Annotated in this window: 22 protein-coding genes, 1 tRNA gene and 1 riboswitch; of the genes, 10 read left to right on the top strand and 13 right to left on the bottom strand. The window is 67.4% G+C overall.

Annotation, left to right across the window (positions count from 1 at the left end):
• Positions 1 to 29: 29 nt before the first annotated feature.
• Genes thiE through tkt form a run of 5 tightly spaced genes read right to left on the bottom strand, consistent with a single transcriptional unit; the run spans position 30 to position 5,902 of the window.
• Positions 30 to 725, bottom strand: a complete 696-nt coding sequence (gene thiE / locus FJQ54_RS08925) for a thiamine phosphate synthase (RefSeq protein ID WP_140928074.1) — start codon at positions 723 to 725, stop codon at positions 30 to 32.
• Between the two features lie 38 nt (positions 726 to 763).
• Positions 764 to 1,678: a class I fructose-bisphosphate aldolase gene (locus FJQ54_RS08920; protein WP_140928073.1), complete on the bottom strand. Its 915-nt coding sequence runs from the start codon at positions 1,676 to 1,678 to the stop codon at positions 764 to 766.
• Positions 1,675 to 2,901, bottom strand: coding sequence for a phosphoglycerate kinase (locus FJQ54_RS08915; protein WP_140928072.1), 1,227 nt, complete (start codon positions 2,899 to 2,901; stop codon positions 1,675 to 1,677). Before FJQ54_RS08915 ends, FJQ54_RS08920 begins: the two co-directional genes overlap by 4 nt.
• Positions 2,901 to 3,902 carry a type I glyceraldehyde-3-phosphate dehydrogenase gene (gap, locus tag FJQ54_RS08910; RefSeq protein WP_140928071.1) on the bottom strand — a complete coding sequence of 334 codons (1,002 nt, stop codon included), beginning with the start codon at positions 3,900 to 3,902 and terminating at the stop codon, positions 2,901 to 2,903. The genes FJQ54_RS08915 and gap overlap by 1 nt, the downstream gene beginning before the upstream one ends.
• A gap of 32 nt (positions 3,903 to 3,934) precedes the next feature.
• Positions 3,935 to 5,902 (bottom strand): transketolase, encoded by a 1,968-nt coding sequence (tkt, locus tag FJQ54_RS08905; RefSeq protein WP_140928070.1) that lies wholly within the window; start codon positions 5,900 to 5,902, stop codon positions 3,935 to 3,937.
• A gap of 206 nt (positions 5,903 to 6,108) precedes the next feature.
• On the opposite strand from tkt, the gene FJQ54_RS08900 reads away from it, so the two are divergent.
• The 5 genes from FJQ54_RS08900 to FJQ54_RS08880 all read left to right on the top strand — a co-directional run bounded on the left by FJQ54_RS08900 (position 6,109) and on the right by FJQ54_RS08880 (position 7,981).
• On the top strand, positions 6,109 to 6,351 hold the full coding sequence (locus FJQ54_RS08900) for a hypothetical protein (protein WP_140928069.1): 243 nt from the start codon (positions 6,109 to 6,111) through the stop codon (positions 6,349 to 6,351).
• A complete protein-coding gene (locus FJQ54_RS08895; protein WP_140928068.1) occupies positions 6,344 to 6,673 on the top strand; it encodes a cell division protein ZapA in 330 nt (109 codons plus the stop codon). Before FJQ54_RS08900 ends, FJQ54_RS08895 begins: the two co-directional genes overlap by 8 nt.
• Positions 6,674 to 6,762: 89 nt before the next feature.
• A complete protein-coding gene (locus FJQ54_RS08890; protein ID WP_328592169.1) occupies positions 6,763 to 7,470 on the top strand; it encodes a 5-formyltetrahydrofolate cyclo-ligase in 708 nt (235 codons plus the stop codon).
• Complete coding sequence (locus FJQ54_RS08885; protein WP_140928066.1) at positions 7,467 to 7,676, top strand: DUF2842 domain-containing protein; 210 nt, start codon at positions 7,467 to 7,469, stop codon at positions 7,674 to 7,676. The genes FJQ54_RS08890 and FJQ54_RS08885 overlap by 4 nt, the downstream gene beginning before the upstream one ends.
• A complete protein-coding gene (locus FJQ54_RS08880; protein WP_140928065.1) occupies positions 7,673 to 7,981 on the top strand; it encodes a chorismate mutase in 309 nt (102 codons plus the stop codon). Before FJQ54_RS08885 ends, FJQ54_RS08880 begins: the two co-directional genes overlap by 4 nt.
• Positions 7,982 to 8,075: 94 nt before the next feature.
• Here FJQ54_RS08880 and FJQ54_RS08875 read toward each other — a convergent pair.
• Both FJQ54_RS08875 and FJQ54_RS08870 read right to left on the bottom strand, forming a co-directional pair.
• Positions 8,076 to 8,152: transfer RNA gene (locus FJQ54_RS08875), tRNA-Asp, on the bottom strand.
• 51 nt (positions 8,153 to 8,203) lie between these two features.
• Entirely contained in the window at positions 8,204 to 9,112 is a 909-nt protein-coding gene (locus tag FJQ54_RS08870) for a haloalkane dehalogenase (RefSeq protein ID WP_140928064.1), read from the bottom strand.
• Positions 9,113 to 9,190: 78 nt separating this feature from the next.
• On the opposite strand from FJQ54_RS08870, the gene hemF reads away from it, so the two are divergent.
• Entirely contained in the window at positions 9,191 to 10,075 is an 885-nt protein-coding gene (hemF, locus tag FJQ54_RS08865) for an oxygen-dependent coproporphyrinogen oxidase (RefSeq protein ID WP_140928063.1), read from the top strand.
• Between the two features lie 481 nt (positions 10,076 to 10,556).
• On the opposite strand, the gene FJQ54_RS08860 is transcribed toward hemF, so the two are convergent.
• The 6 genes from FJQ54_RS08860 to FJQ54_RS08835 all read right to left on the bottom strand — a co-directional run bounded on the left by FJQ54_RS08860 (position 10,557) and on the right by FJQ54_RS08835 (position 16,876).
• Positions 10,557 to 11,225 (bottom strand): energy transducer TonB, encoded by a 669-nt coding sequence (locus FJQ54_RS08860; protein ID WP_140928062.1) that lies wholly within the window; start codon positions 11,223 to 11,225, stop codon positions 10,557 to 10,559.
• A 128-nt stretch (positions 11,226 to 11,353) separates the two neighbouring features.
• Positions 11,354 to 12,124: an ABC transporter ATP-binding protein gene (locus FJQ54_RS08855; protein ID WP_140928061.1), complete on the bottom strand. Its 771-nt coding sequence runs from the start codon at positions 12,122 to 12,124 to the stop codon at positions 11,354 to 11,356.
• The gene (locus FJQ54_RS08850) at positions 12,121 to 13,089 is read right to left on the bottom strand and encodes a FecCD family ABC transporter permease (RefSeq protein ID WP_140928060.1); all 969 of its coding nucleotides are present in this window, start codon (positions 13,087 to 13,089) and stop codon (positions 12,121 to 12,123) included. Before FJQ54_RS08850 ends, FJQ54_RS08855 begins: the two co-directional genes overlap by 4 nt.
• Positions 13,086 to 13,868, bottom strand: coding sequence for an ABC transporter substrate-binding protein (locus tag FJQ54_RS08845; RefSeq protein WP_181160070.1), 783 nt, complete (start codon positions 13,866 to 13,868; stop codon positions 13,086 to 13,088). The genes FJQ54_RS08850 and FJQ54_RS08845 overlap by 4 nt, the downstream gene beginning before the upstream one ends.
• Entirely contained in the window at positions 13,855 to 15,747 is a 1,893-nt protein-coding gene (locus tag FJQ54_RS08840) for a TonB-dependent receptor plug domain-containing protein (protein WP_140928058.1), read from the bottom strand. Before FJQ54_RS08840 ends, FJQ54_RS08845 begins: the two co-directional genes overlap by 14 nt.
• A 109-nt stretch (positions 15,748 to 15,856) precedes the next feature.
• Positions 15,857 to 16,063: riboswitch (cobalamin riboswitch) on the bottom strand.
• 27 nt (positions 16,064 to 16,090) lie between these two features.
• On the bottom strand, positions 16,091 to 16,876 hold the full coding sequence (locus FJQ54_RS08835; protein WP_140928057.1) for an SDR family NAD(P)-dependent oxidoreductase: 786 nt from the start codon (positions 16,874 to 16,876) through the stop codon (positions 16,091 to 16,093).
• Between the two features lie 71 nt (positions 16,877 to 16,947).
• On the opposite strand from FJQ54_RS08835, the gene FJQ54_RS08830 reads away from it, so the two are divergent.
• Genes FJQ54_RS08830 through FJQ54_RS17485 form a run of 4 tightly spaced genes read left to right on the top strand, consistent with a single transcriptional unit; the run spans position 16,948 to position 20,027 of the window.
• Positions 16,948 to 18,408, top strand: a complete 1,461-nt coding sequence (locus FJQ54_RS08830) for an FGGY family carbohydrate kinase (RefSeq protein WP_140928056.1) — start codon at positions 16,948 to 16,950, stop codon at positions 18,406 to 18,408.
• Positions 18,405 to 18,635 carry a hypothetical protein gene (locus tag FJQ54_RS08825; protein WP_140928055.1) on the top strand — a complete coding sequence of 77 codons (231 nt, stop codon included), beginning with the start codon at positions 18,405 to 18,407 and terminating at the stop codon, positions 18,633 to 18,635. Before FJQ54_RS08830 ends, FJQ54_RS08825 begins: the two co-directional genes overlap by 4 nt.
• A gap of 13 nt (positions 18,636 to 18,648) precedes the next feature.
• Positions 18,649 to 19,383, top strand: a complete 735-nt coding sequence (locus tag FJQ54_RS08820; protein ID WP_140928054.1) for a MerR family transcriptional regulator — start codon at positions 18,649 to 18,651, stop codon at positions 19,381 to 19,383.
• Positions 19,380 to 20,027 carry a 1-acyl-sn-glycerol-3-phosphate acyltransferase gene (locus FJQ54_RS17485; RefSeq protein ID WP_181160069.1) on the top strand — a complete coding sequence of 216 codons (648 nt, stop codon included), beginning with the start codon at positions 19,380 to 19,382 and terminating at the stop codon, positions 20,025 to 20,027. The genes FJQ54_RS08820 and FJQ54_RS17485 overlap by 4 nt, the downstream gene beginning before the upstream one ends.
• The last annotated feature ends 32 nt before the right edge of the window (positions 20,028 to 20,059 follow it).

The raw sequence follows: 20,059 nt of genomic DNA, 5'->3' as shown, positions 1-20,059 counted from the left end.
TTGCTACGCCTCGGCCACCCCGCCTGCAATCAGGCTTTCGACGAACGCAGTTCGTCGCTGAACCGCCCGATGGCGTCCGCGGGGCCGTCGGCAGCTTCCCACACGGCGGCGCTGACAGCCAGAAAATCGGCCCCCGCGCGCACCAGCGGCGCGCAATTTTCCACCGTGATGCCGCCGATGGCCACGCACGGAATCGGGGACAGCGCCGTCCACCAGTTCAGGATATCGGGCGTGGCGTGATGCTCCACCAGCTTGGTGTGCGTCGGGAAAAAGGCCCCGAACGCCACATAATTGGCCCCGGCCTCGCCTGCGTCCATCGCCAGATGGCGGCTGCCGTGGCAGGTCACGCCGATCTGCGCATCGCGGCCCAGCAGCGCGCGGGCTTCAGCCACCGATCCGTCCGTCTGCCCCAGATGCACGCCGTCCGCGCTGCACGCCTTCGCCAGATCGGCGCGGTCATTCAGGATGAATGCCACGTCAGCCGCCTGACAGATGGGCAGCAACCGCGCTGCGGCGGCCAGAATCGCCTCGTCGGCGTAATCTTTCATCCGCAGCTGATAGGCCGCCACCGGCCCGTCTGCCGCCAGCGCCGCTTCCAGCGCCGCGGCATGGCTCTCCAGATCCAGCGACGGCGGAGAGATCAGGTAAAGCTGGCACGGCGGCCGCTCGTCCTCGATGCCCAGAAAGGCCGAGAAATCTTCGGTAGAGGCCGGTTCGATGGCCATGTCAGCTGCTCCCGGTCGTCCGCCCGCCGCCCCTTATCCTATTCCTTGTTCAGGTAAATGCGGACGATCTTGTCCAGCAACTCCAGCGCTTCGGCGCGCGGGCGCTGGAAGCTGTTGCGGCCGATGATGGAGCCATTGCCGCCGCCATCGCGGATATCGCGCGCATCCTGATACACCGCATCAGAGCCCTTGGCGGCTCCACCGGAGAACACCACCAGACGACGGCCGTTGAAACAGGCCTTCACCACATGCGCCACCCGGTCGGACTGTTTCGACCAGTCGGTTCCGGCATAGCTCTTCTTGGCGTCTTCCTGCTCGACATGGTCGGACGGCAGCTTCACCTTGATGATGTGCGCCCCCAGCAGCGCCGCCATGTGCGCGGCATAGGCCCCCACGTCCAGCGCCAGCTCGCCCGATTTCGGTAGCTTGCCGCCGCGCGGGTAGCTCCAGATCACGGTGGCGATGCCAACCGATTTCGCCTCGGCCGACATCTCCTTGATCTCTTCCATCAGCTCGAAGCAATCGTCGGAACCGGGATAGATGGTGAAGCCGATGGCCGAGCAACCGAGGCGCAGGGCGTCGTCCACGCTGCCCGTCAGCGCCTGATTGGCCCCGCTCGCCCAGCTGTTGGAGGAGTTCACCTTCAGGATGGTCGGGATCGCACCCGCGAACGTGTCCGCACCGGCCTCGATCATCCCCAGCGGCGCGGCATAGGCGTTCAGGCCCGCGTCAATCGCCAGCTGGAAATGGTAATGCGGATCATAGGCCGGGGCGTTCACCGCGAAGCTGCGCGCGGGGCCATGTTCAAAGCCCTGATCGACGGGCAGGATCACCATCTTGCCGGTGCCGCCCAGACGCCCCGCCATCAGGATGCGGGCAAGGTTCGCCTTGGTGCCGGGATTGTCGCTCTCATAATTGTCGAGAATGCGCTTGACGGTTTTCGTGATCTTCATTCTGCCGCTCCTGTTTGCCCGTTTTCGCCTGTTTGAAGGGCCTGAACCCCCGGCAATGCCTTGCCTTCCATCCATTCGAGGAACGCGCCCCCGGCGGTGGAGACGAAGGTGAATTTGTCGCCCGCGCCCGCATGGTTCAGCGCGGCCACGGTGTCGCCGCCGCCCGCCACGCTCACCAGCGTGCCGCCCTCCGTCAGCGCGGCGGCCGTTTGCGCCAGCGCCACGGTCGCGGCATCGAAGGGGGCTAGTTCGAACGCGCCCAGCGGCCCGTTCCACACCAAGGTCGCGCAGGTTTTCAGCACGTCGCCCAGCGCTTCCACCGCATGCGGCCCAAGGTCGAGGATCATCTCGTCTGCGGCCACGTCGTTCACATTGGCCACGCGGTTCTCCGCATGCGCCTTGAACTCTTTCGCCACCACCACGTCCCACGGCAGGTGCACGGTGCAACCGGCGGCTTCCGCGCGGGAAAGAATGCTGCGCGCGGTGTCGGCCAGATCATGCTCGCACAGGCTTTTGCCCACGCTGATGCCCTTGGCCGCCAGAAAGGTGTTGGCCATGCCGCCGCCGATGATCAGATGATCCACCTTGCCCACAAGGTTGGTCAGCACGTCCAGCTTGGAGGACACCTTCGCCCCGCCCACCACGGCCGCCACCGGCCGCTCAGGCTTGCCAAGGGCGGCTTCCAGCGCGTTCAGCTCCGCTTCCATCGAGCGCCCGGCATAGGCGGGCAACACATGCGCCAGCCCCTCGGTGGAGGCATGCGCCCGGTGCGCGGCGGAAAAGGCATCGTTCACATAGATGTCGCCCATCTCCGCCAGCGCGGCGACGAAGCCCGGATCATTCGCTTCCTCGCCCGCGTGGAAGCGGGTATTTTCCAGCACGGTGACGCTGCCGTTTTCCAGCTTCCGCGATTCCTCGACCGCATCATCGCCCACGCAATCCGGCAGGAACCCCACCCAGCGCCCCAGCACCTCGTGAAGGGGGTGAACGACCTTCTTCAGCGAGTATTTCTCCGACGCCTCGCCCTTCGGCCGCCCGAAGTGAGACAGCAGCAGCACCTTCGCCCCGCGATCCGCCAGAAAGGCGATGGTGGGCACGGCGGCCTGCAACCGCGTTGCGTCGGTCACATGCTCGCCGTCCATCGGCACGTTCAGGTCCACGCGGACCAGCACGCGCTTGCCAGTCAAGCTCGCGGGAAGATCGTCCAGCCCCCGGAACGGCATCAGAGGAACTTGCCCATCTGCACTGCCGTATCGGCCATCCGGTTGGAGAAGCCCCATTCATTGTCATACCAGCTGACAACGCGGACCAGCTTGCCTTCCAGCACGGCAGTCTCAAGGCTGTCCACCGTGGACGAGAAGGGCACATGGTTGAGGTCGATGGAGACCAGCGGCTCGTCGGTGTAGTCCAATATGCCCTTCAGAGAGCCTTCCGAAGCCGCCTTCAGCGCCGCGTTGATCTCGTCCTTCGTCGTCTCCCGGCCGGGCACGAAGGTCAGGTCGACCAAGCTGACGTTCGGCGTCGGCACGCGGATGGCGGAGCCGTCCAGCTTGCCCTTCAGTTCCGGCAGCACCTCGCCCACCGCGCGGGCCGCGCCCGTGGTGGTGGGGATGATGGACATGGCAGCGGCCCGCGCCCGGCGCATGTCGGAATGGATCTGGTCCAGAATCTTCTGATCATTGGTGTAGGCGTGCACCGTCGTCATCAGGCCGCGCTCGATGCCCACCGTCTCGTTCATCACCTTGGCGACGGGGGCGAGGCAGTTGGTGGTGCACGACGCGTTGGAGACGATCTTGTGGTCGCCGGTCAGCTTCTGGTGGTTCACACCATAAACCACCGTCAGGTCGACGCCCTTGCCCGGCGCGGAAATCAGAACGCGCTTGGCCCCGGCCGTCAGATGCGCGCCCGCCTTGTCGGCGTCGGTGAAGAAGCCGGTGCACTCCAGCGCGATGTCCACGCCCAGTTCCTTGTGCGGCAGCTTGGATGGATCGCGCTCGGCGGTCACGCGGATGCGCTTGCCGTTGATCACCATGTCCTGCCCGTCGGCCTCCACCGTGCCGGGGAAGCGCCCGTGCACCGAATCCCGCTTGAACAGCAGCGCGTTGGCCTTGGCGTCACCCAGATCGTTGATCGCGACCACCTCGATATCCGTGCGGCCCTGTTCCAGAATGGCCCGAAGAACCAGCCGCCCGATCCGACCGAAACCGTTGATCGCAACCTTCATGTCCCGCTCCTTTATGTATGACGATTTGTCGTCTATTTCCGTGAGTTAAGTCGCGCCAGCACCCGTTCGCAGATTGCAGGCGAGGTCAAGCCGAAATGTTGGTAAAGTTCGGGTGCCGGGGCCGAAGCGCCGAATGTGTCGATGCCGATCATCAGCCCGTCCGCGCCCACGATCCGCTCCCAGCCGAAGGTGGAGGCCGCCTCGACAGAGACTTTCAGCACATCGGCGGGCAGCAGGCTCTTGTCGCCCTTTTCCCGGTACAATTCCCAGCTGGGCATGGACACGACATCCGCGCCCACGCCTTGCGCTTCCAGCAGCTTCGCCGTTTCCACCGCGATGGCCACCTCCGAACCCGTCGCCACCAGCACCACCTTCAACGGCGCAGTCGCGGCCAGCAGCCGGTAACCGCCTTCCGCCGAGCGGTTCTCGGCCCACTCCTTGCGCAACGTCGGCAGATTCTGCCGCGATAGCGCCAGCACCGAAGGCCGGGTGCGGTCCGCCAGCGCCAGTTCCCAGCACTCCGCCGTCTCCACCGCGTCCGCCGGGCGATAGACCGCCACGTTCGGAATCGCGCGCAAAGAGGCCAGATGCTCGATCGGCTGGTGCGTCGGCCCATCCTCGCCAAGGCCGATGCTGTCATGCGTCAGCACATAGATCACGCCCTGTTGCTGCAGCGCAGACAGGCGAATGGCCCCGCGCGCATAATCGGCGAACACAAGGAAGGTGCCGCCATAGGGGATCACGCCGCCGTGCAGCGCCATGCCGTTCATCGCCGCCGACATGCCGAATTCGCGGATGCCATAATGCAGGTAGCGCCCGCCATAATCGGCCGCATCCAGCACCTTCATGCCCGCCGAGCGCGTGAGGTTGGAACCGGTGAGGTCCGCCGAACCGCCGATGGTGTTGGCAAGCTGCGCGTTGATCACGTCCAGCGCCATTTCAGAGGCCTTGCGGCTGGCAACCGCCTTGCCGTCCGCCACCAGCTTTTCCTTGAAGGCAGACATGTCCAGCACCGGGGCCGTGTTCGCCATCCGCGCGCGCAGGTCCGCCGCGCCGGGGAGAGCCTCCCACGCGGCCTTCGCCGCCTTTCCGCGCGCGCCAACGCCGCGCCATGCCGCCAGCAGGTCCGCCGGAATCTCGAACGGAGCCGCAGTCCAGCCCAGATGCGCCTTGGCGGCTTCCACCTCGGCGGCGCCCAACGGGCTGCCATGCACCTTTTCCGTGCCCGCCTTGTTGGGCGCGCCAAAGCCGATCACCGTGGTGCAGCGGATCAGGCTGGGCAACGGCGAGGCCTGCGCCTCGTCTAAAGCCTTGCGGATGGAAGCCGGATCGTGCCCGTCGCACGCCACCACATGCCAGCCCGCCGCGCGGAAGCGCGCAGGCACATCCTCGCTGGAGGACACCGTGATCGGCCCGTCGATGGAGATGTTGTTGTCATCCCACAACACGTTCAACCGACCCAGCTTCAGATGCCCGGCCAGACCGACCGCTTCGTGGCTGATGCCTTCCATCAGGCAGCCGTCGCCCGCGATCACCCATGTGCGGTGATTCACCAGCGCATCGCCATGGCCCGCGTTCAGATGACGCTCGGCAATCGCCATGCCCACGGCCATCGCCAGCCCCTGCCCCAGGGGCCCGGTGGTGCATTCCACGCCGGGCAGCTCGAAATTCTCCGGGTGGCCAGCGCACGGTGAGCCAAGCTGGCGGAAGTTGCGAATGTCGCCAATCGTCGGCGCATCAAACCCGCTCAGGTATAGCAGCGCATAGATCAGCATCGAGCCATGCCCGGCCGAGAGCACGAAGCGGTCGCGATCCGGCCAGCGCGGATCGCTGGCGTCGAACTTCAGATATTCGCCCCACAGGATGGTAGCGGCGTCGGCCATGCCCATCGGCATACCGGGGTGCCCGCTGTTGGCGGCCTCCACGGCATCCATCGCAAGCGCGCGGATACAGTTGGCCATGGGGCGGATTTGATCGTCGGCAAGCCGTGCGGAAGCCATCGGGGCCCTTTTCAGACACATAATGGGCAGGAAATGCCCGAATCGCATACGAATGCAGCCCGGAACGGGCCGCGTGCGCGGCGTCCTCCTTGCAAAGGCAGGCGTGGAAATCAACGCCGGAGGGAACAACAGGTTACAAAGGCGGCATTGACGCCAAGGGAAACAAACCCTTATCTCCGTTCGTCAAGAATTTGGAGGAACGATTCTTGATCGGTCGGAGCGAATCCATGGTGCGTGAATTGCAGATCGGACAAGATCGGGCCGGTCAGGACAGGGTCAGTCAGGATATGCCGGAACTGCTCGCCCGGATTGAATCCGCGTTGCAGCGCGCCGAAGTGGCCGCCGAACGGCTGCGCCAGCGCCATCGCGGCCTGCGCAGCGCCACGCGCGACACGCTCACCCACCTCGACCGGCTGATCGACAGCGAACGGACACGCAGCCATGGCTGAAGTCACCCTCTCCATCGGCGGCCGCGCCTATAAACTCGCCTGCCGCGATGGCGAGGAAGAGGATCTGCGCGCGGCGGGCGGGCTGCTCGAATCCCGCGTTTCCTCTTTGATGGAAGCGCATGGCGCGGTGGCCGAACCCCGGCTGCTGCTGATGGCGGCGCTGCTGGTGTCTGGCGAACTGCTGGAGCGCAAGGCGACGGAAGCCCGGCTTTCGCCCTTCCCCGCCCCGCAGCAACTGCCAAACCTCGCGCAATATGAAGCGCTGGCCGCCCGCGCCGAAGCGCTGGCACAAAGGCTTGAGGAAGCGGCCTCGGCATCTTAAGTTAGCCCACGGCGGGATCTGCACGATGCGCGCAATCGAGCATCCCTGAGGCGATAAACACATCCAAGGGGGTTGTCCCTGCCGGGCCCGTGGGCCTGATCATACGGCTCCCACCTGACGTTCTGGCGTCAGTGGATCTTCATGCAAACGGTCGCAGCGGACCCGCCACCTCAGTTGCAAAATCAGTTGCGAAAGCAGTTCCCCTGAACGAGCAGCCCACCGAACGACAGCAGCTGCGCCGCGCCATGCGCAGCAGACGCGCGGCGTTCACGGGCGCGCTCGCCCCGGCCGTGCGCGGTGCGCTCGAATCAGCACTGGTGCACGCCCTGCCCCGGCTCGGCCCGCCCGCCATCCTCGGCTCTTACGCGGCAATGGGCGACGAGATCGACCCGCAGGCGCTGGAACAGGCCGCCATCGCCGCAGGCTGGCAAATCGCCTTCCCGCGCGTGACTGAAGGCCCTCTCAGCTTCCACAGCGCCGCCTATGCGGCGCTGACTCCCGGCTACAAGGGCATCGCCGAACCGCCCGCCACGGCCCCCCTCGTCCGGCCAGACACGCTGCTGGTTCCGCTGCTGGCAGTGGATCGTGCGGGCAACCGGCTGGGGCAAGGCAAGGGCCATTATGACCGCACGCTGGCCGCCCTCCGCGCCAGCGGCCCGCTACGCGCCATCGGCCTCGCGTGGGACATGCAGCTGCTGGATTCCCTGCCCGCAGAGCCATGGGATCAGCCGCTGGATGCAATCGCCACACCCACGCTCTTTCACACGCCGTCACCCCGCGCTAAAGCCGGGGCATGACACCGTCCCTCCGGCGGCCGCTCGGCATCCTCGCCGTCCTTGTCGGCATCTTCGCCTATTGCCTGTTCGCCGTCTGGCTGTTCGAGCCTGTCGGCCGCCTGCACCCGCTGTTGCAGCTGCCCATCTGGGCGGTGCTGGGCGTGGCATGGGTGTTCCCGCTGAAGCCGGTGATGATCTGGATCGAAACCGGCAAGTGGCGGCCATGAGGATCGCGCCCGAAGCCTGCGCCAGTATGGCCGAAGTCCGCGCAGGCGTGGATTCGCTGGACCGCGAGCTGGTCGCGCTGCTGGCGGAACGCTTCCGCTTCATGAACGCAGCCGCCCGCATCAAGCCGGACCGCGCCATGGTGCGCGATGAACCCCGCAAGCGGCAGGTAATCGAGAACGCGATTGCAGAGGCGCGGGCGCAAGGCCTGAACCCGGCGCTGGCGGGCGAATTGTGGGATTGGCTGGTGGAAGCCTCGATCGCGCATGAACTCGCCCGCTGGGACGAACGCGCCTCAGACGCCTGAGGCGGCAACAAATCAACTGATTTTGCGGGAAGGGATGGGGCGCGAACCGCAGCCCCTAAGGGCCGGCTGGTTCGCGCATCACCGAAATCCAAAGTGGCGCGAGCGACGGGGCTCGAACCCGCGACCTCCGGCGTGACAGGCCGGCACTCTAACCGACTGAGCTACGCCCGCGCACTTTGGAGGCGCGGCTTTATGCGGGGGGCCATGGGCTGTCAACACCCATCAGCCCTGTTTTCCCGCCCAGCGCACAAGTTCCTGCGCAATCTCCTCGCCCGCGTCCTCTTGCAGGAAGTGCCCGGCGTTTTCGATCAGCCGGTGCGGCTGCCCCTTCGCGCCGGGGATGCGCGCCTGCAGAATCTTCTCCGTGCCCAGCGTCACCATGTCCTTTTCCCCGAACAGGGTGAGGAAGGGTTTTTCGAACTGCTCCAGCACGCCCCATGCAGCGCGATTCTCGGCTGCCGAGGGCATGTCCGGCTCCGTCACCACCAGCATCGGGAAGATTCGCGCGCCCGCCTTGTAGCTGTCGTCGGGGTAAGGCGCATTATAGGCGGCGCGCTCCGCCTCGCCGATGCCGCGCGCGGTGCCGCCGTTCACGATCCAGCCCGAATCGAAATCCGGCACATTCTGGCTGAAGTTGCGCCACGCCTCGAACGCCGGAGAGGCCTTCCCCTCCCCGGTCGGCAGGAAAGTGTTGGCCGCGCACACCCGCGCGAAGCGATCCGGGAAGGCCGCCAGCAGCCGCAAGCCGATCAACCCGCCCCAATCCTGACAGAACAGCGTAACCCCTTCCACAGCCTGCGCGGTGAACCACTGGCTCATCCAGTCCACATGCCGCTCATAGGTATAATCCGTCCGCTCGGTCGGCTTATCTGAACGACCAAAGCCCACCAGATCGGGCGCGAGGCAGCGATAGCCCGCCGCCACCAGCACCGGGATCATCTTGCGATAGAGGTAAGACCAGCTCGGCTCGCCATGCATCAGCAGCATCACCGGGCCGTCGGCAGGCCCGGCCTCCACATGGGCGATGCGAAGCGGCCCCAGCGGGCCGCCGTCCACCATGGTGTAATGGGGCTGATAATCAAAACCCGCCAGCCCCTCGAACCGCGAATCGGGTGTGCGCAGAACCGCCATTTCTCTCTCCTTCATGGCGACACTGCCCGCGAACTATCGGCACTTGCAAGGCCATATTTTGAATGGCACCTGCCCGCCATGCCTGAATTCGATGAACAGCAGATCGCCGCCCAAAGCTGGTTCCGTTCCCTGCGTGATCGCATCACCGCCGAGTTCGAGCGGATCGAGGACGAAGGCGCTGCCCTTCCCGCCCTGCCCAACGCACCCGCCACGCCGGCCCGCTTCAGCTTCACCCCATGGGAGCGGACAGACCACGGCGGCGCGCCCGGCGGCGGTGGCACCATGGGGGTGATGAAGGGCCGCATCTTCGAGAAAGTCGGCGTGAACATCTCCACCGTGCACGGCCAGTTCAACCCGGAATTCGCCAAGAACATCCCCGGCGCGGCGGAAGACCCGCGCTTTTTCGCCACCGGCATCAGCCTTGTGGCGCATATGGCGAACCCACATGTGCCCGCCGTGCACATGAATACGCGCTTCCTCGTCACCACCAAGCGCTGGTTCGGCGGCGGCGCAGACCTGAACCCGGCGCTGCCGCAAGACGAAGACACCATATTCTTCAAGAGCGCGTTCGAGCGGGCCGGAAACCGCCATTCGCCGGAATTCTGGCCCAAGCACAGCGCCTGGTGCGACGAGTATTTCCACATCCCGCACCGCAAGCGGAACCGGGGCGTCGGCGGCATCTTCTATGATTGGCTGGGGGCAGACACGCAGGCCGAATTCGACCACCATTTCGCCTATACGAAAGACGTGGGCGAAACCTTCCTCAGCACCTTCCCGGCCATCGCCCGCCGCCGCATGGCGCAAGGCTGGACAGCGGAAGACCGGCACGCCCTGCTGAAATATCGCGGCCTCTACGCCGAGTTCAACCTCGTCTATGATCGCGGCACGACATTCGGGCTGAAGACGGGCGGCAACACGGAGGCGATCCTGATGAGCCTGCCGCCCGAGGTGATTTGGGAGTAGTGGGGGGTTGCGGAGGCGGAGCCTCTTCAAACTCCCACGTGCCTGTCCTTAGTCCCGCTCAGGCTGAGCTTGTCGAAGCCCCGGACGCAAAAAACTCAACGGCTCAGCCGGGGGCGTATGCTCCATGGGCTTCGACAAGCTCAGCCTGAGCGGGTGTTGGGGTACGGCGCTGGGCGAAAGGTTGGCGGTATATAGGCCTGCGGTACATTGGGGTATGTCCCACCCACCTTTCCAATCGTCACCCCGGATCAAGTCCGGGGCGACGGTTGTGGTCGGTGGATCAGGCCCCACGTTGCTCCCCTCTCTCCAGCTCTCTCCCCAACGGGAAGAGAGAGCCTCCGTTGCGCCGCAGGCAATCGAAGCTGATCACTCTCACGGTGCTGGAGTTGGGGCGCAACACGAAGTCAGAGGGTGCAGGGAAATCATTTCCCTGCCCGCCGGAGGCAAACAAACGCCGGACGCCCCGCACCCCCAACCCCGCCTACCGCAAATCCTCCAACCGCCACACGATGCTGCGCTCGGCGGACGACGGCACTGCCACACCGTCCTCTGTCGCGGGCGAGAAGCGCCAGCGGCGTTCGGCGACCTGGCAGGTTTTGCGGTCCAGCCGCTCGTGGCCGCTGGAGGCGATGACGGTGCAGTTGCTGACACTGCCGTCTGTGCCGATGCCCACGCGGATGGTCACGCGGCCCTCCTCGCCCGCGCGGCGGGAGGCGTCCGGGTAGTCCTCCGGCCTCAGCGCGACGGTGCCCGGCCGGGCGAGCGCGGCGCGGCGGACGGGTTGGGCGGGCAGCACCTCCGGCTTCGCGGTCTGCCCGTTGCCGGAACCCGGCTGCCCTTCGCCTGTTACCGGCGGCACGACCGCCCCGGCCACCAGCGGCGTGTCCTGCGGCTCGCGATACTCGATCACCGGCTCGTCCGCCTGCACACGGATGTCGCTCAGCCTTGGTTGCGGCATGGGCAGCGGTTCGGGCTTCGGCTGCGGCTTCACCGGGTCCAGCCGCACGACGATCGGATCCGGCGCGCGATCCGGCGCGACCTTCACCGCCAGCCCGATCAGGAGCCCCGCACCCAGCATGAAATGCAGCGCACCGACACCCAGCGCCGCGTTGACCCTTTGTTTGCCATTGCCTCCATCCAGATACGACATCGCAGTCTCCCTTTCGGCGAGGCGCTGCGTGCAGCGCCAGAGCGCCGTCCCTGCCCGGCCGGTCCCTCAACCGGCACCCAGGCAGCCTGATAATTCTCATAGGTGGGGGCCGCTGGCAAGGCGGCGCGCTATACGACTTTCGGCGCGACGATCAGCCCGGCTTCCGCGTCCTGCCGGACCAGCATCTCCAGCCCATAAGCCTCTGCGAGCAGCGCAGGCGTCAGCACCTCGGCGGGGTCACCCTGCGCGAGGCAGTGTCCGTCCGCCAGCAACAGCAACTGGTCGGCGGCGCGGGCTGCCGCTTGCAAATCGTGCAGCACCAGCACCACCGCAGCCCCGGCGTCGGCGGCGCGGCGGAACAGCCGTAGCGCATCCACCGCATGGCGCGGATCGAGGTTGGCCAGCGGCTCGTCCGCCAGCAGCAGTTCAGGCTCCCCGGCCAGCACGCGGGCCAGCAGCACCCGCGCCCGCTCCCCGCCAGAGAGCGCCAGCACCGGCCGATCCGCCAGCGCCGCCACATCAGCGGCGGCCATGGCGCGGGCGATGGCGGCCCGGTCAGCCCCAGATTCACCTGCAAACGCGCCCCGGTGCGGCAAGCGCCCCAGCGCGACCAGCTCGTGCACCCGCAAATTCCAGTGCACTTCGCCGCCTTGCGGCAGATAGCCGATGCGCCGCGCCCGTTCGCGATGCGGCATATCCGCCAGCGCCACGCCGTTCAGCCGCACCGTTCCGGCATCGGCCGCGCGCAGGCCCGCCATGGCGTCCAGCAGGGTGGATTTCCCTGCCCCGTTCGGCCCCAGAATCACGCTCACGCTGCCGGGCGCAAACGCCGCCGACACGTCGCGCAGCACGGGCCGCCCGCCGCGTGACAGGGAAAGCCCGGAGATTTCCAGCGTCATGGAATCAGCTCCCGCTTGCGCCACAGCAGCCACAGGAAGAAGGGCGCGCCCAGCAGCGCCATGGCGATCCCCAGCTTCAGCTCACCCGCGCCCGGAGACAGCCGCACCAGTGAATCCGCCAGCAGCAGCAGAATCGCCCCGCCCAGCGCAGAGGGCAGGATCAGCGCCGAGGGTCGCTCGCCTGCGAACGGCCGCAGCAGGTGCGGCACGATCAGCCCCACGAAGCCCACCACCCCCGTCACCGAAACAGCGGCTCCCACGCCCAGCCCGGTGCCCGCGATCACCAGCCAGCGCGTGGCGCGCAGATCGACCCCCAATGATCGCGCCGCCGCTTCCCCCAGCGCCAGCGCGTCCAGCGCCCGGCCCGTCAGCATCAGCAACCCCAGCCCCAGCGCCGCAAACGGCGTCACGACCCACAGCTGCGGCCAGCCGCGATCCGTCAGCGCCCCCATCAGCCATGTCACGATCTCCTCCAGCGCGAAGGGGTTGGGCGCAAGGCTGATCAGCAGCGCCGTCAATGCGGCGGCAAGGCTGGAAAGCACCACGCCAGCCAGCACAAAGCCGGTGGCGCTGGCAGACCGCCCCGCTAACAGCGCCAGCAGCGCCATCGCCGCAACCGCGCCGCCCATGCCGAACGCCGCCACCAGCAAGGGCGTGGCCGAAAGCCCCAGAAACAGCGCCAGCACCGCGCCGAACGCCGCGTTGGCGGAAACCCCCAGCACCCCGGCATCGGCCAGCGGATTGCGCAAATAACCCTGCAACACCGCGCCAGACGCCCCCAGCATCGCCCCGATCACCAGCCCCAGCAGCGCGCGGGGCAAGCGCAGCTCCGCCATCACCAGCGCCTCCGGCGTGCCCGCCGCCAGCCCCCATGGCGCGATCCACACCTTCCCCGCCATCAGGCTCAGCAGGAAGGTGGCCACGGTTCCCAGCGCCAGCAAGGCGATCAGTTGCGCCCGCCTCATGGCCGCGAATCCCGGATGGCGGCCAGCTGCTTCGCAGCTGGGATCAGGCTTGGCCCGCCGCAGTTCAGCAGCCGCCGGTCAAACCCCGCCACCGGCACCCGCAGCCGCTTCAGCACCGGCGGCACTGCCTCTGGTCTGTCCGTAATCAGCAGCGGCGGCGGCTTCAGCGCCAGCGGCTCCAGCGTGAGCAGTCCGGCATGGGCAAAGCCATAATCCGCCGCCACGCTGCGCAGCCCGCTGTTCGCCATCAGCGCTTCAGACAGGCTCCCCGGCCCCGGCACCAGCCCGGACGCCATGCGCATCAGCGCCGGGCGCGGCTGAGGCCGATGCGCCTGCACCAGCGCCGCCTCGATCCGCCGCACCAGCGCCTCCCCTCGCACGCCCTGCCCGGCCGCATCCGCCACCTGCCGCACCTGCGCCAGCGAGTCCGCGATGGTCGCAGGCACCCCCATGGAGACCATCGGAATCCCCAGCCGCCGGAACGCCTCGCGCGTGGCCATCGGCGTGTAGGGGGAGATAAACAGCAGGTCGGGCCGCCGCGCGATCACCTCCTCCGCCGTGCCGCCATGCGCCGGGAAGCGCCGCGCCTGCTCCAGCGGCGCTGACGTGCCCGCCGGATCGTGCGACCAGTGGCTGATCGCGGCGATCTGCCCGGCATCCGCCACCTCCAGCAACACGGCATCCACGCAGGGATTCATGCTGACGATGCGCTGCGGGCGGGCGTCTGCCGCACCCGCCCACAACGCGATCAGCGCGGCGATGACCTTAAAGCTTCGCACGAATCCCCACGAACGCCTGCCGCCCCGGCGCGCCATAGAAGCTGGCCGTTTCGTAACGCTCATCGAACAGGTTGGTGATCCGCCCGTAAAGTTCGAACCGCTCCGCAAAGGCGATGCTCGCCCTGATATCCGCCGTCAGATAGCCGGGGATGCGCCGCATATTCGCAGCATCATCGAAGCTGGAGGAGACCTGCGACAGCGTCGCGCCAAAGGCCCAGCCAGCCGGGGCCTGATAATCGCCGACCAGAGACAGCGTCTGCCCCGGCCGCCGCGCCAGCCGTTTGCCTTCGTTGGCAGCCCCTTCGGTGCGGTTGCGCGCGTTGATCCAGCTGGATTGCACGCCCAGCGTGAAGCCCTCCACCGGCTTCAGCCCCAGCCCCAGTTCCACGCCTTTGGCGCGGGTGCGGGCGACATTGTCATAAGTGCCCCACGGCCGGTTGGTGCAGATCGGGTCGGTCACGCCCCAGCAGGACACGAAGTCGATCTGGTTGCGCGTGACGCGCTGGAACAGCGTGACCGACGCCGTCAGCGCGCCGTGCAGCAGGTTCAGTTCCGCGCCCGCGTCCCAGCCCTTCGCACGTTCCGGCTGCAACGTCTCGTTCCCGTAATCGGAGAACAGCTGATACAGCGTCGGTGCCTTGAAGCCTTCGCCCCAGCTCGCCTTTAGCCGCAGCGGTTCGATCAGCTGATAGGAACCGCTGGCGGCGAAGGTGGTCGCCCCGCCAAAGCGGCTGTGATCGTCATGCCGCACCCCCGCTTGCAGGTTCAGCCCCTCGATGGGGGCCAGCAGCGCCTGCCCCCACACGCCCTGCAAACGGGACCGCGCGCGGAACGGCTCCACAGACCATTGGTCTTCCGTGCGGATTCGGCTGATTTCCCGCTCCGCCCCGCCCGCCAGCGTCAGCCAGCCGGTCGTGCGCCAGTCACCGCGCAGGTCCAGCCGCTCCAGCCGCCCGTCTGACGTGAAGGTCGTTTCCGGTGTCGCGCCCGGCGTGGTGCTGCGCCGGTCCACGTCGGAAATCTGCCAGCCCGCGCGCACGAAGAAGCTCTCGCCACGATAGCCCAGCCCCGCCACGCCAGAGAGTTCGCGCGTGCGCTGCCGGTCATCGGTGTCGGCCAGCGCATAGGTCGGCGGCGGGAAGCCATCCAGCCCCACATCGCTGTGCTGAAAGCGCCCGCGCAGGTCGGCGATCAGCCCCGGCACGATCTCCACATCGGCCCGCGCATTCGCGCCATAGCTTTCGAAATCGTCACGCTCGGTCGCGCCGCGCGCTTCGGAGGCCGCCGAAATCCCGTCCGTCTTCTGCCAATTGCCGCCCACGGAAATCGCCGCCGGGCCAAGCTTGCCGGATGCATCCGCCCGCGCCAGCCAGCTGTTGCGCGAACCCGCTTCCAGCCGCGCATCGGCCGCCAGTTCCTCGCCGGGCGCAGCAGTTTCCACCGCGATTACCCCGCCGATGGCCTGACTGCCCCACGCAAGGCTCTGCGGCCCGCGCAGGATTTCCACGCGCCCCACATTGGCAGTGGAGATGTTGGCGAAATCCGCGCCGCCGCCGGGGCTGGCGGTATCCGCCACCTTCACCCCGTCGATCACCAGCGTGGTCTGCTCGCCCTCCGCCCCGCGCAGCCGCACGGCGGTGAAGCCGCCGGGGCCGCCGTTGCGGCTGAAGGTGACGCCCGGCTGCAGCTTCAGCACGTCGATCAGCAACGGCACCTGCAACCGATCCAGATCGGCCTTGGTCAGCACGGTGACGCTGCCGCCCAGTTCGGCGGCCGTCACCGGCACGCGGGCAGACACCAGAATCGTCTCGGGCGCGTCGGCCAGCGCCGGAACGGCGACAGCCGGAATCGTGGCCAGAACAGCAAGAGTTTTCAGCATTTATAGTCCTTCGATCGGTTCGACACATGTCGCCCGTTCGAGGGAAGAAGGCCCGCCAGCCACGCCGACGCACCTTCGTCTCGGTCGCGCCGGTGTTCCCGCCGGCAGGACTGGACGACCGACGAAGGCAGGTCTCCTGGCTTCCGGGATATCGGCTCGAAGCGCCTTCCCGCCCGTTTGTGGGGGCAGTGGCATATGGCTTCGCGCCATCCCGGTTACAGTTGCGGGCACAGCGCCGGAGTGGAGGATCTCTCCCCGCACCGGCTTCCCTTTTCACCCCGGCTCACGCCGCGGCACCTTCACCGATGGGGCCGCGCTAGCGCCGGAAATCGCTGAACGCAAGTCAGGCCAGCTTGCCCGGCACGGTGGGATGGCTGGAGGACAGCCCGCCATCCACCGCAATCGCCTGCCCGTTCACATAGCTCGCCGCGTCAGAGGCAAGGAACAGCGCCACCGCCGCCTGCTCCTCCGGCCCGGCATAACGGCGCAGCGGATTCAACTGCCCCAGCCGCCCCTCATTGCCGCGCGCCCGCGCGCCATCGAAGATGGGGGCCGTCATGCCGGTATCCGTCAGCCCGGGGCAGATGCAGTTCACCCGCACCCCCGTTCCCGCCAGCTGGTTCGCGGCCGTCTGCGCAAGGCTGATCACCCCGGCTTTAGAGGCGGAATAGGGCATCCCGCCCGCGCCGGATCGCAGCCCCGCCACGCTGGCGGTGGCGATGATCGCGCCTTTCCCGCGCGGGATCATCGCCCGGCTGCCCTCGCGAATCGCCAGAAACACGCCGATCAGGTTCACCCGCAGCACCTTCTCCCATTCGTCCACCTGAAGTTCGGCAAGCGGGGTCAGCCCGCCGGAAATCCCGGCGTTGGCGAACAGCGCGTCCAGCCGCCGATGGTCCGCCAGAGCCTTGTCCACGGCGGCCTTCACAAAAGCCTCGTCCCCGGCATCGCCCACCAGCGCCTCGGCCCGGCCACCCGCGCTGCGCACCTCCTCCACCGTCGCCGCCACCGCATCGGACCAGTCCGCCGCCAGCACCGTCGCGCCTTCGGCCGCGAACATCAGCGAAGCCGCCCGCCCGATGCCGGAGGCCGCCCCCGTCACCAGCACCACCTGCCCTTCGAACCGCATATCCCTCTCCCGCATTTTGCCCGATCGTCGGGGCTTGTGCAGCGCGCCGCAACCCGCCAGCAGTAACAGCCATGGGAGACTTAATACTCGCGATCGACAGCGGCACCACCTCCACGCGCGCACTGGCCTTTGATCTGACGGGCCGGATCGTCAGCGTGGCGCAGCACGCCATTACGCAAAACTACCCACAACCGGGCCATGTGGAGCATGATGCCGCCGAAATCTGGCAACTGACAGACCGCGCCGTGCGCGAGGTTCTGGCCGAAGTGGGCGATCGTATCCACACCATCGGCCTGACGAACCAGCGCGAGACGGTGGTGTTCTGGAGCCGCCGCAGCGGCGAACCACTAGCGCCCGCAATCGTCTGGCAAGACAGGCGCAGCGCCGACATCTGCGAGGCGCTGCGCAAGGCGGCCCACGAACCGCGCGTGCAGGCGCTGACGGGCCTGCTGCTGGACCCTTATTTTTCCGGCACCAAAATCCGCTGGGCGCTGGAGAACTGGCCGGAGGTGAAGGCCGCGGCAGACAGCGGCGATCTGGCGCTGGGCACGGTGGAAAGCTGGCTGCTGTTCAAGCTGACGGGCCAGCACCTGACAGACGCGACCAACGCCTCGCGCACCTTGCTCATGGACCTCGCGCAAGCGGAGTGGAGCGCGGAGATGCTGGACCTGTTGGGTGTGCCGCCCGCTGCGCTTCCCGCCATCTGCCCCACGGCCGGGCTCATCGCCGAAACCCGCCTCTATGGCCGCCCGCTGATGATCTGCGGCCTCGCCGGGGACCAGCAGGCCGCCACCATCGGCCAAGGCTGTTCACAGCCCGGCATGGCGAAATGCACCTATGGCACCGGCATCTTCATGCTGGCGAACGCCGGGACCACCCCGCCCGCCAGCGGCAACCGCCTGCTCTCCACCTTCCTCAGCTCCGCGCCGCGCGCCTATGCGCTGGAAGGCTCCATCTTCGTCGGCGGCAACGCGGTGAAATGGCTGCGGGACGGGCTGGGAATATTGGACACAGTCGCTGAATCCGCCAACCTCGCCGCCAGCGTGCCGGACAGCGGCGGGGTGACCTTCGTGCCCGCCTTCGCAGGCCTTGGCGCGCCACACTGGGAACCACTGGCGCGCGGCACGCTCACGGGCCTCACGGCGGGCACGACCCGCGCCCATATCGTCCGCGCCACGCTGGAAGCGATGGGCCAGCAGACGGCCGACCTGATCGACGCCTTCGCCGCAGACGGCGTCCGCCCCTCCAGCCTGCGCGTGGATGGCGGCATGGTTGCGAACGAATGGCTCTGTCAGGACCTTGCAGACGCAACCGGCCTGCCGGTGGAACGGCCGCGCAGCATCGAAACCACCGGCCTCGGCGCGGCGATGCTGGCGGGCGTCGGCTCGGGCCTGTTCGATGCCCTTTCAGACGCGGAAGCCGCGATGGTGCATGCGGATCGCCGCTTCGAGCCCGCCAACAGCGCAGACGCCCGCGCTGATCGCCGCAAGGCATGGGGCCGCGCCGTCGAACAAACGCTGGCAGGGCTATGACAGGCGCACTCTACGGTCTCGTCATGCTGGGCGCCTTCCTGCTCGCCATCGGCGGCGTCTGGATGTGGCGGCGCAACCGCAAGCGCAGCCTGATGCTGTTCGCCATCAGCGCCATCCTGATCTTCAACGTCTGGAGCTGGTCCACCCTTCCCCCCCATCAGCCTGCGGCAGCGCAGGACCGTCAACCGCCAACCCCACAGGGGATGGCGGGCGCGGCAAAGCCCTGATAGGGCAGCGATCATGCGCATGCGCGAGCTGGAAAGGGCCAGCGGAGTCTCGCGGGAGACAATCCGTTTCTATATCCGGGAAGGCCTCCTTCCCGAACCCGACCGCACGCACCGCAACAGCGCCACCTATTCCGAGGAACATCTGGCGCGCCTCATCACCATCCGCCGCCTGAAGGATGAGCGTTTCCTGCCGCTCTCGGTGATCCGCACCCTGTTCGCTGGCGGGCAGCAGGGCTGGCTGGAGCCGCAGATGCTGCCGGAAATCGATCATCTGCTGCGCGCACGGCTGGATGCCGAAGGCGAGCGGGTGAACGCCGTGGAGTTCGCGATGGCGAACGACGGAGACCCGGATCATCTGGCCGACACCATCGCCGCAGGCGTTATCACGCCCGCCACAGACGGCACGATTTCGCCCAGAGACCAGCGCATCCTGAGGCTGCTGATGGAGGCCGCGAAGATCGGCTTTACCCGCGAGCGCGGCTATGCCGACGCAGACATGGGCCGCATCGCCGCCGTGATGCACGAACTGGCCGATCTGGAGGTGAAGGATTTCTTCGCCTATGTCGCCCCGCATGTGGGCGAACTGGAAGCCGCCGACATGGCCGAGCGCGGCATCGGCATTCTGAACCAGCTGATGGCGGAGATTTTCACCCGCGAAGTGCTCACCCTGCTGTCCGAACGGCGGCGCAGCGCCAACGACAATCTGACCAGCAGCGCGACAGCCGCCAAGGACGCCCCCGCCCCGTGACAGACCCGCAGCCGCCCGGCACCCATATCCGCTATGATCTGACACAGGCGCAGCCGCACCCCTATCGCGGCTTCGGCCCGGAGCTTTACCGCTGGGCCTCGCACGCGCTGTTCTTTCTGGTGCGCTGGAAGGTGGCGGGCAGCTTTCCGCATCACCCGAAGGCCGTGATCCTCGCCGCGCCGCACACTTCCAACTGGGACGGGTTGTGGATGGTGGCGGCCGCCGGAATCTACCGCGTGCGGCTGCGCTGGATGGGGAAGGCGGCACTGGGCAAAGGCCCGTTCGGCTGGCTCGTCCGCCTGTCGGGCCTCTACCCCATCGATCGCTCGGGTGGAAAGGATCTGGTGAAAGCCACCGTCGAAGCCTTCGAGGCCAGCGACAATCTGCAAATGGCCATCGCCCCGGAAGGCACCCGCGCGGCGGTGGGCGAATGGAAATCCGGCTTCTATCACATCGCCCGAATGGCCAATGTGCCCATCGTCTTCGCGGTGATGGATTATGGCACCCGCACGGTGAACATCTCCGGCGAAATCTGGCCCAGCGGAGACTATGAAGCCGATCTGGCCGTGATGCGAAGCCATTACGCCAACGCCCGCGGCAAGCACGCCGGGCGGTTTTCCGTGGGATCGGGGAAACAGGTTTAGCGAGGGCGGCCGCCTTACCCGCGTCCGATTTC

The sequence above is a fragment of the Sandaracinobacter neustonicus genome, from assembly GCF_006385875.1.
GTDB lineage: Bacteria > Pseudomonadota > Alphaproteobacteria > Sphingomonadales > Sphingomonadaceae > Sandaracinobacteroides > Sandaracinobacteroides neustonicus.
The sequence above is the reverse complement of the archived record's forward strand: the minus strand, read 5'-3'. Positions and strand labels throughout refer to the sequence as shown.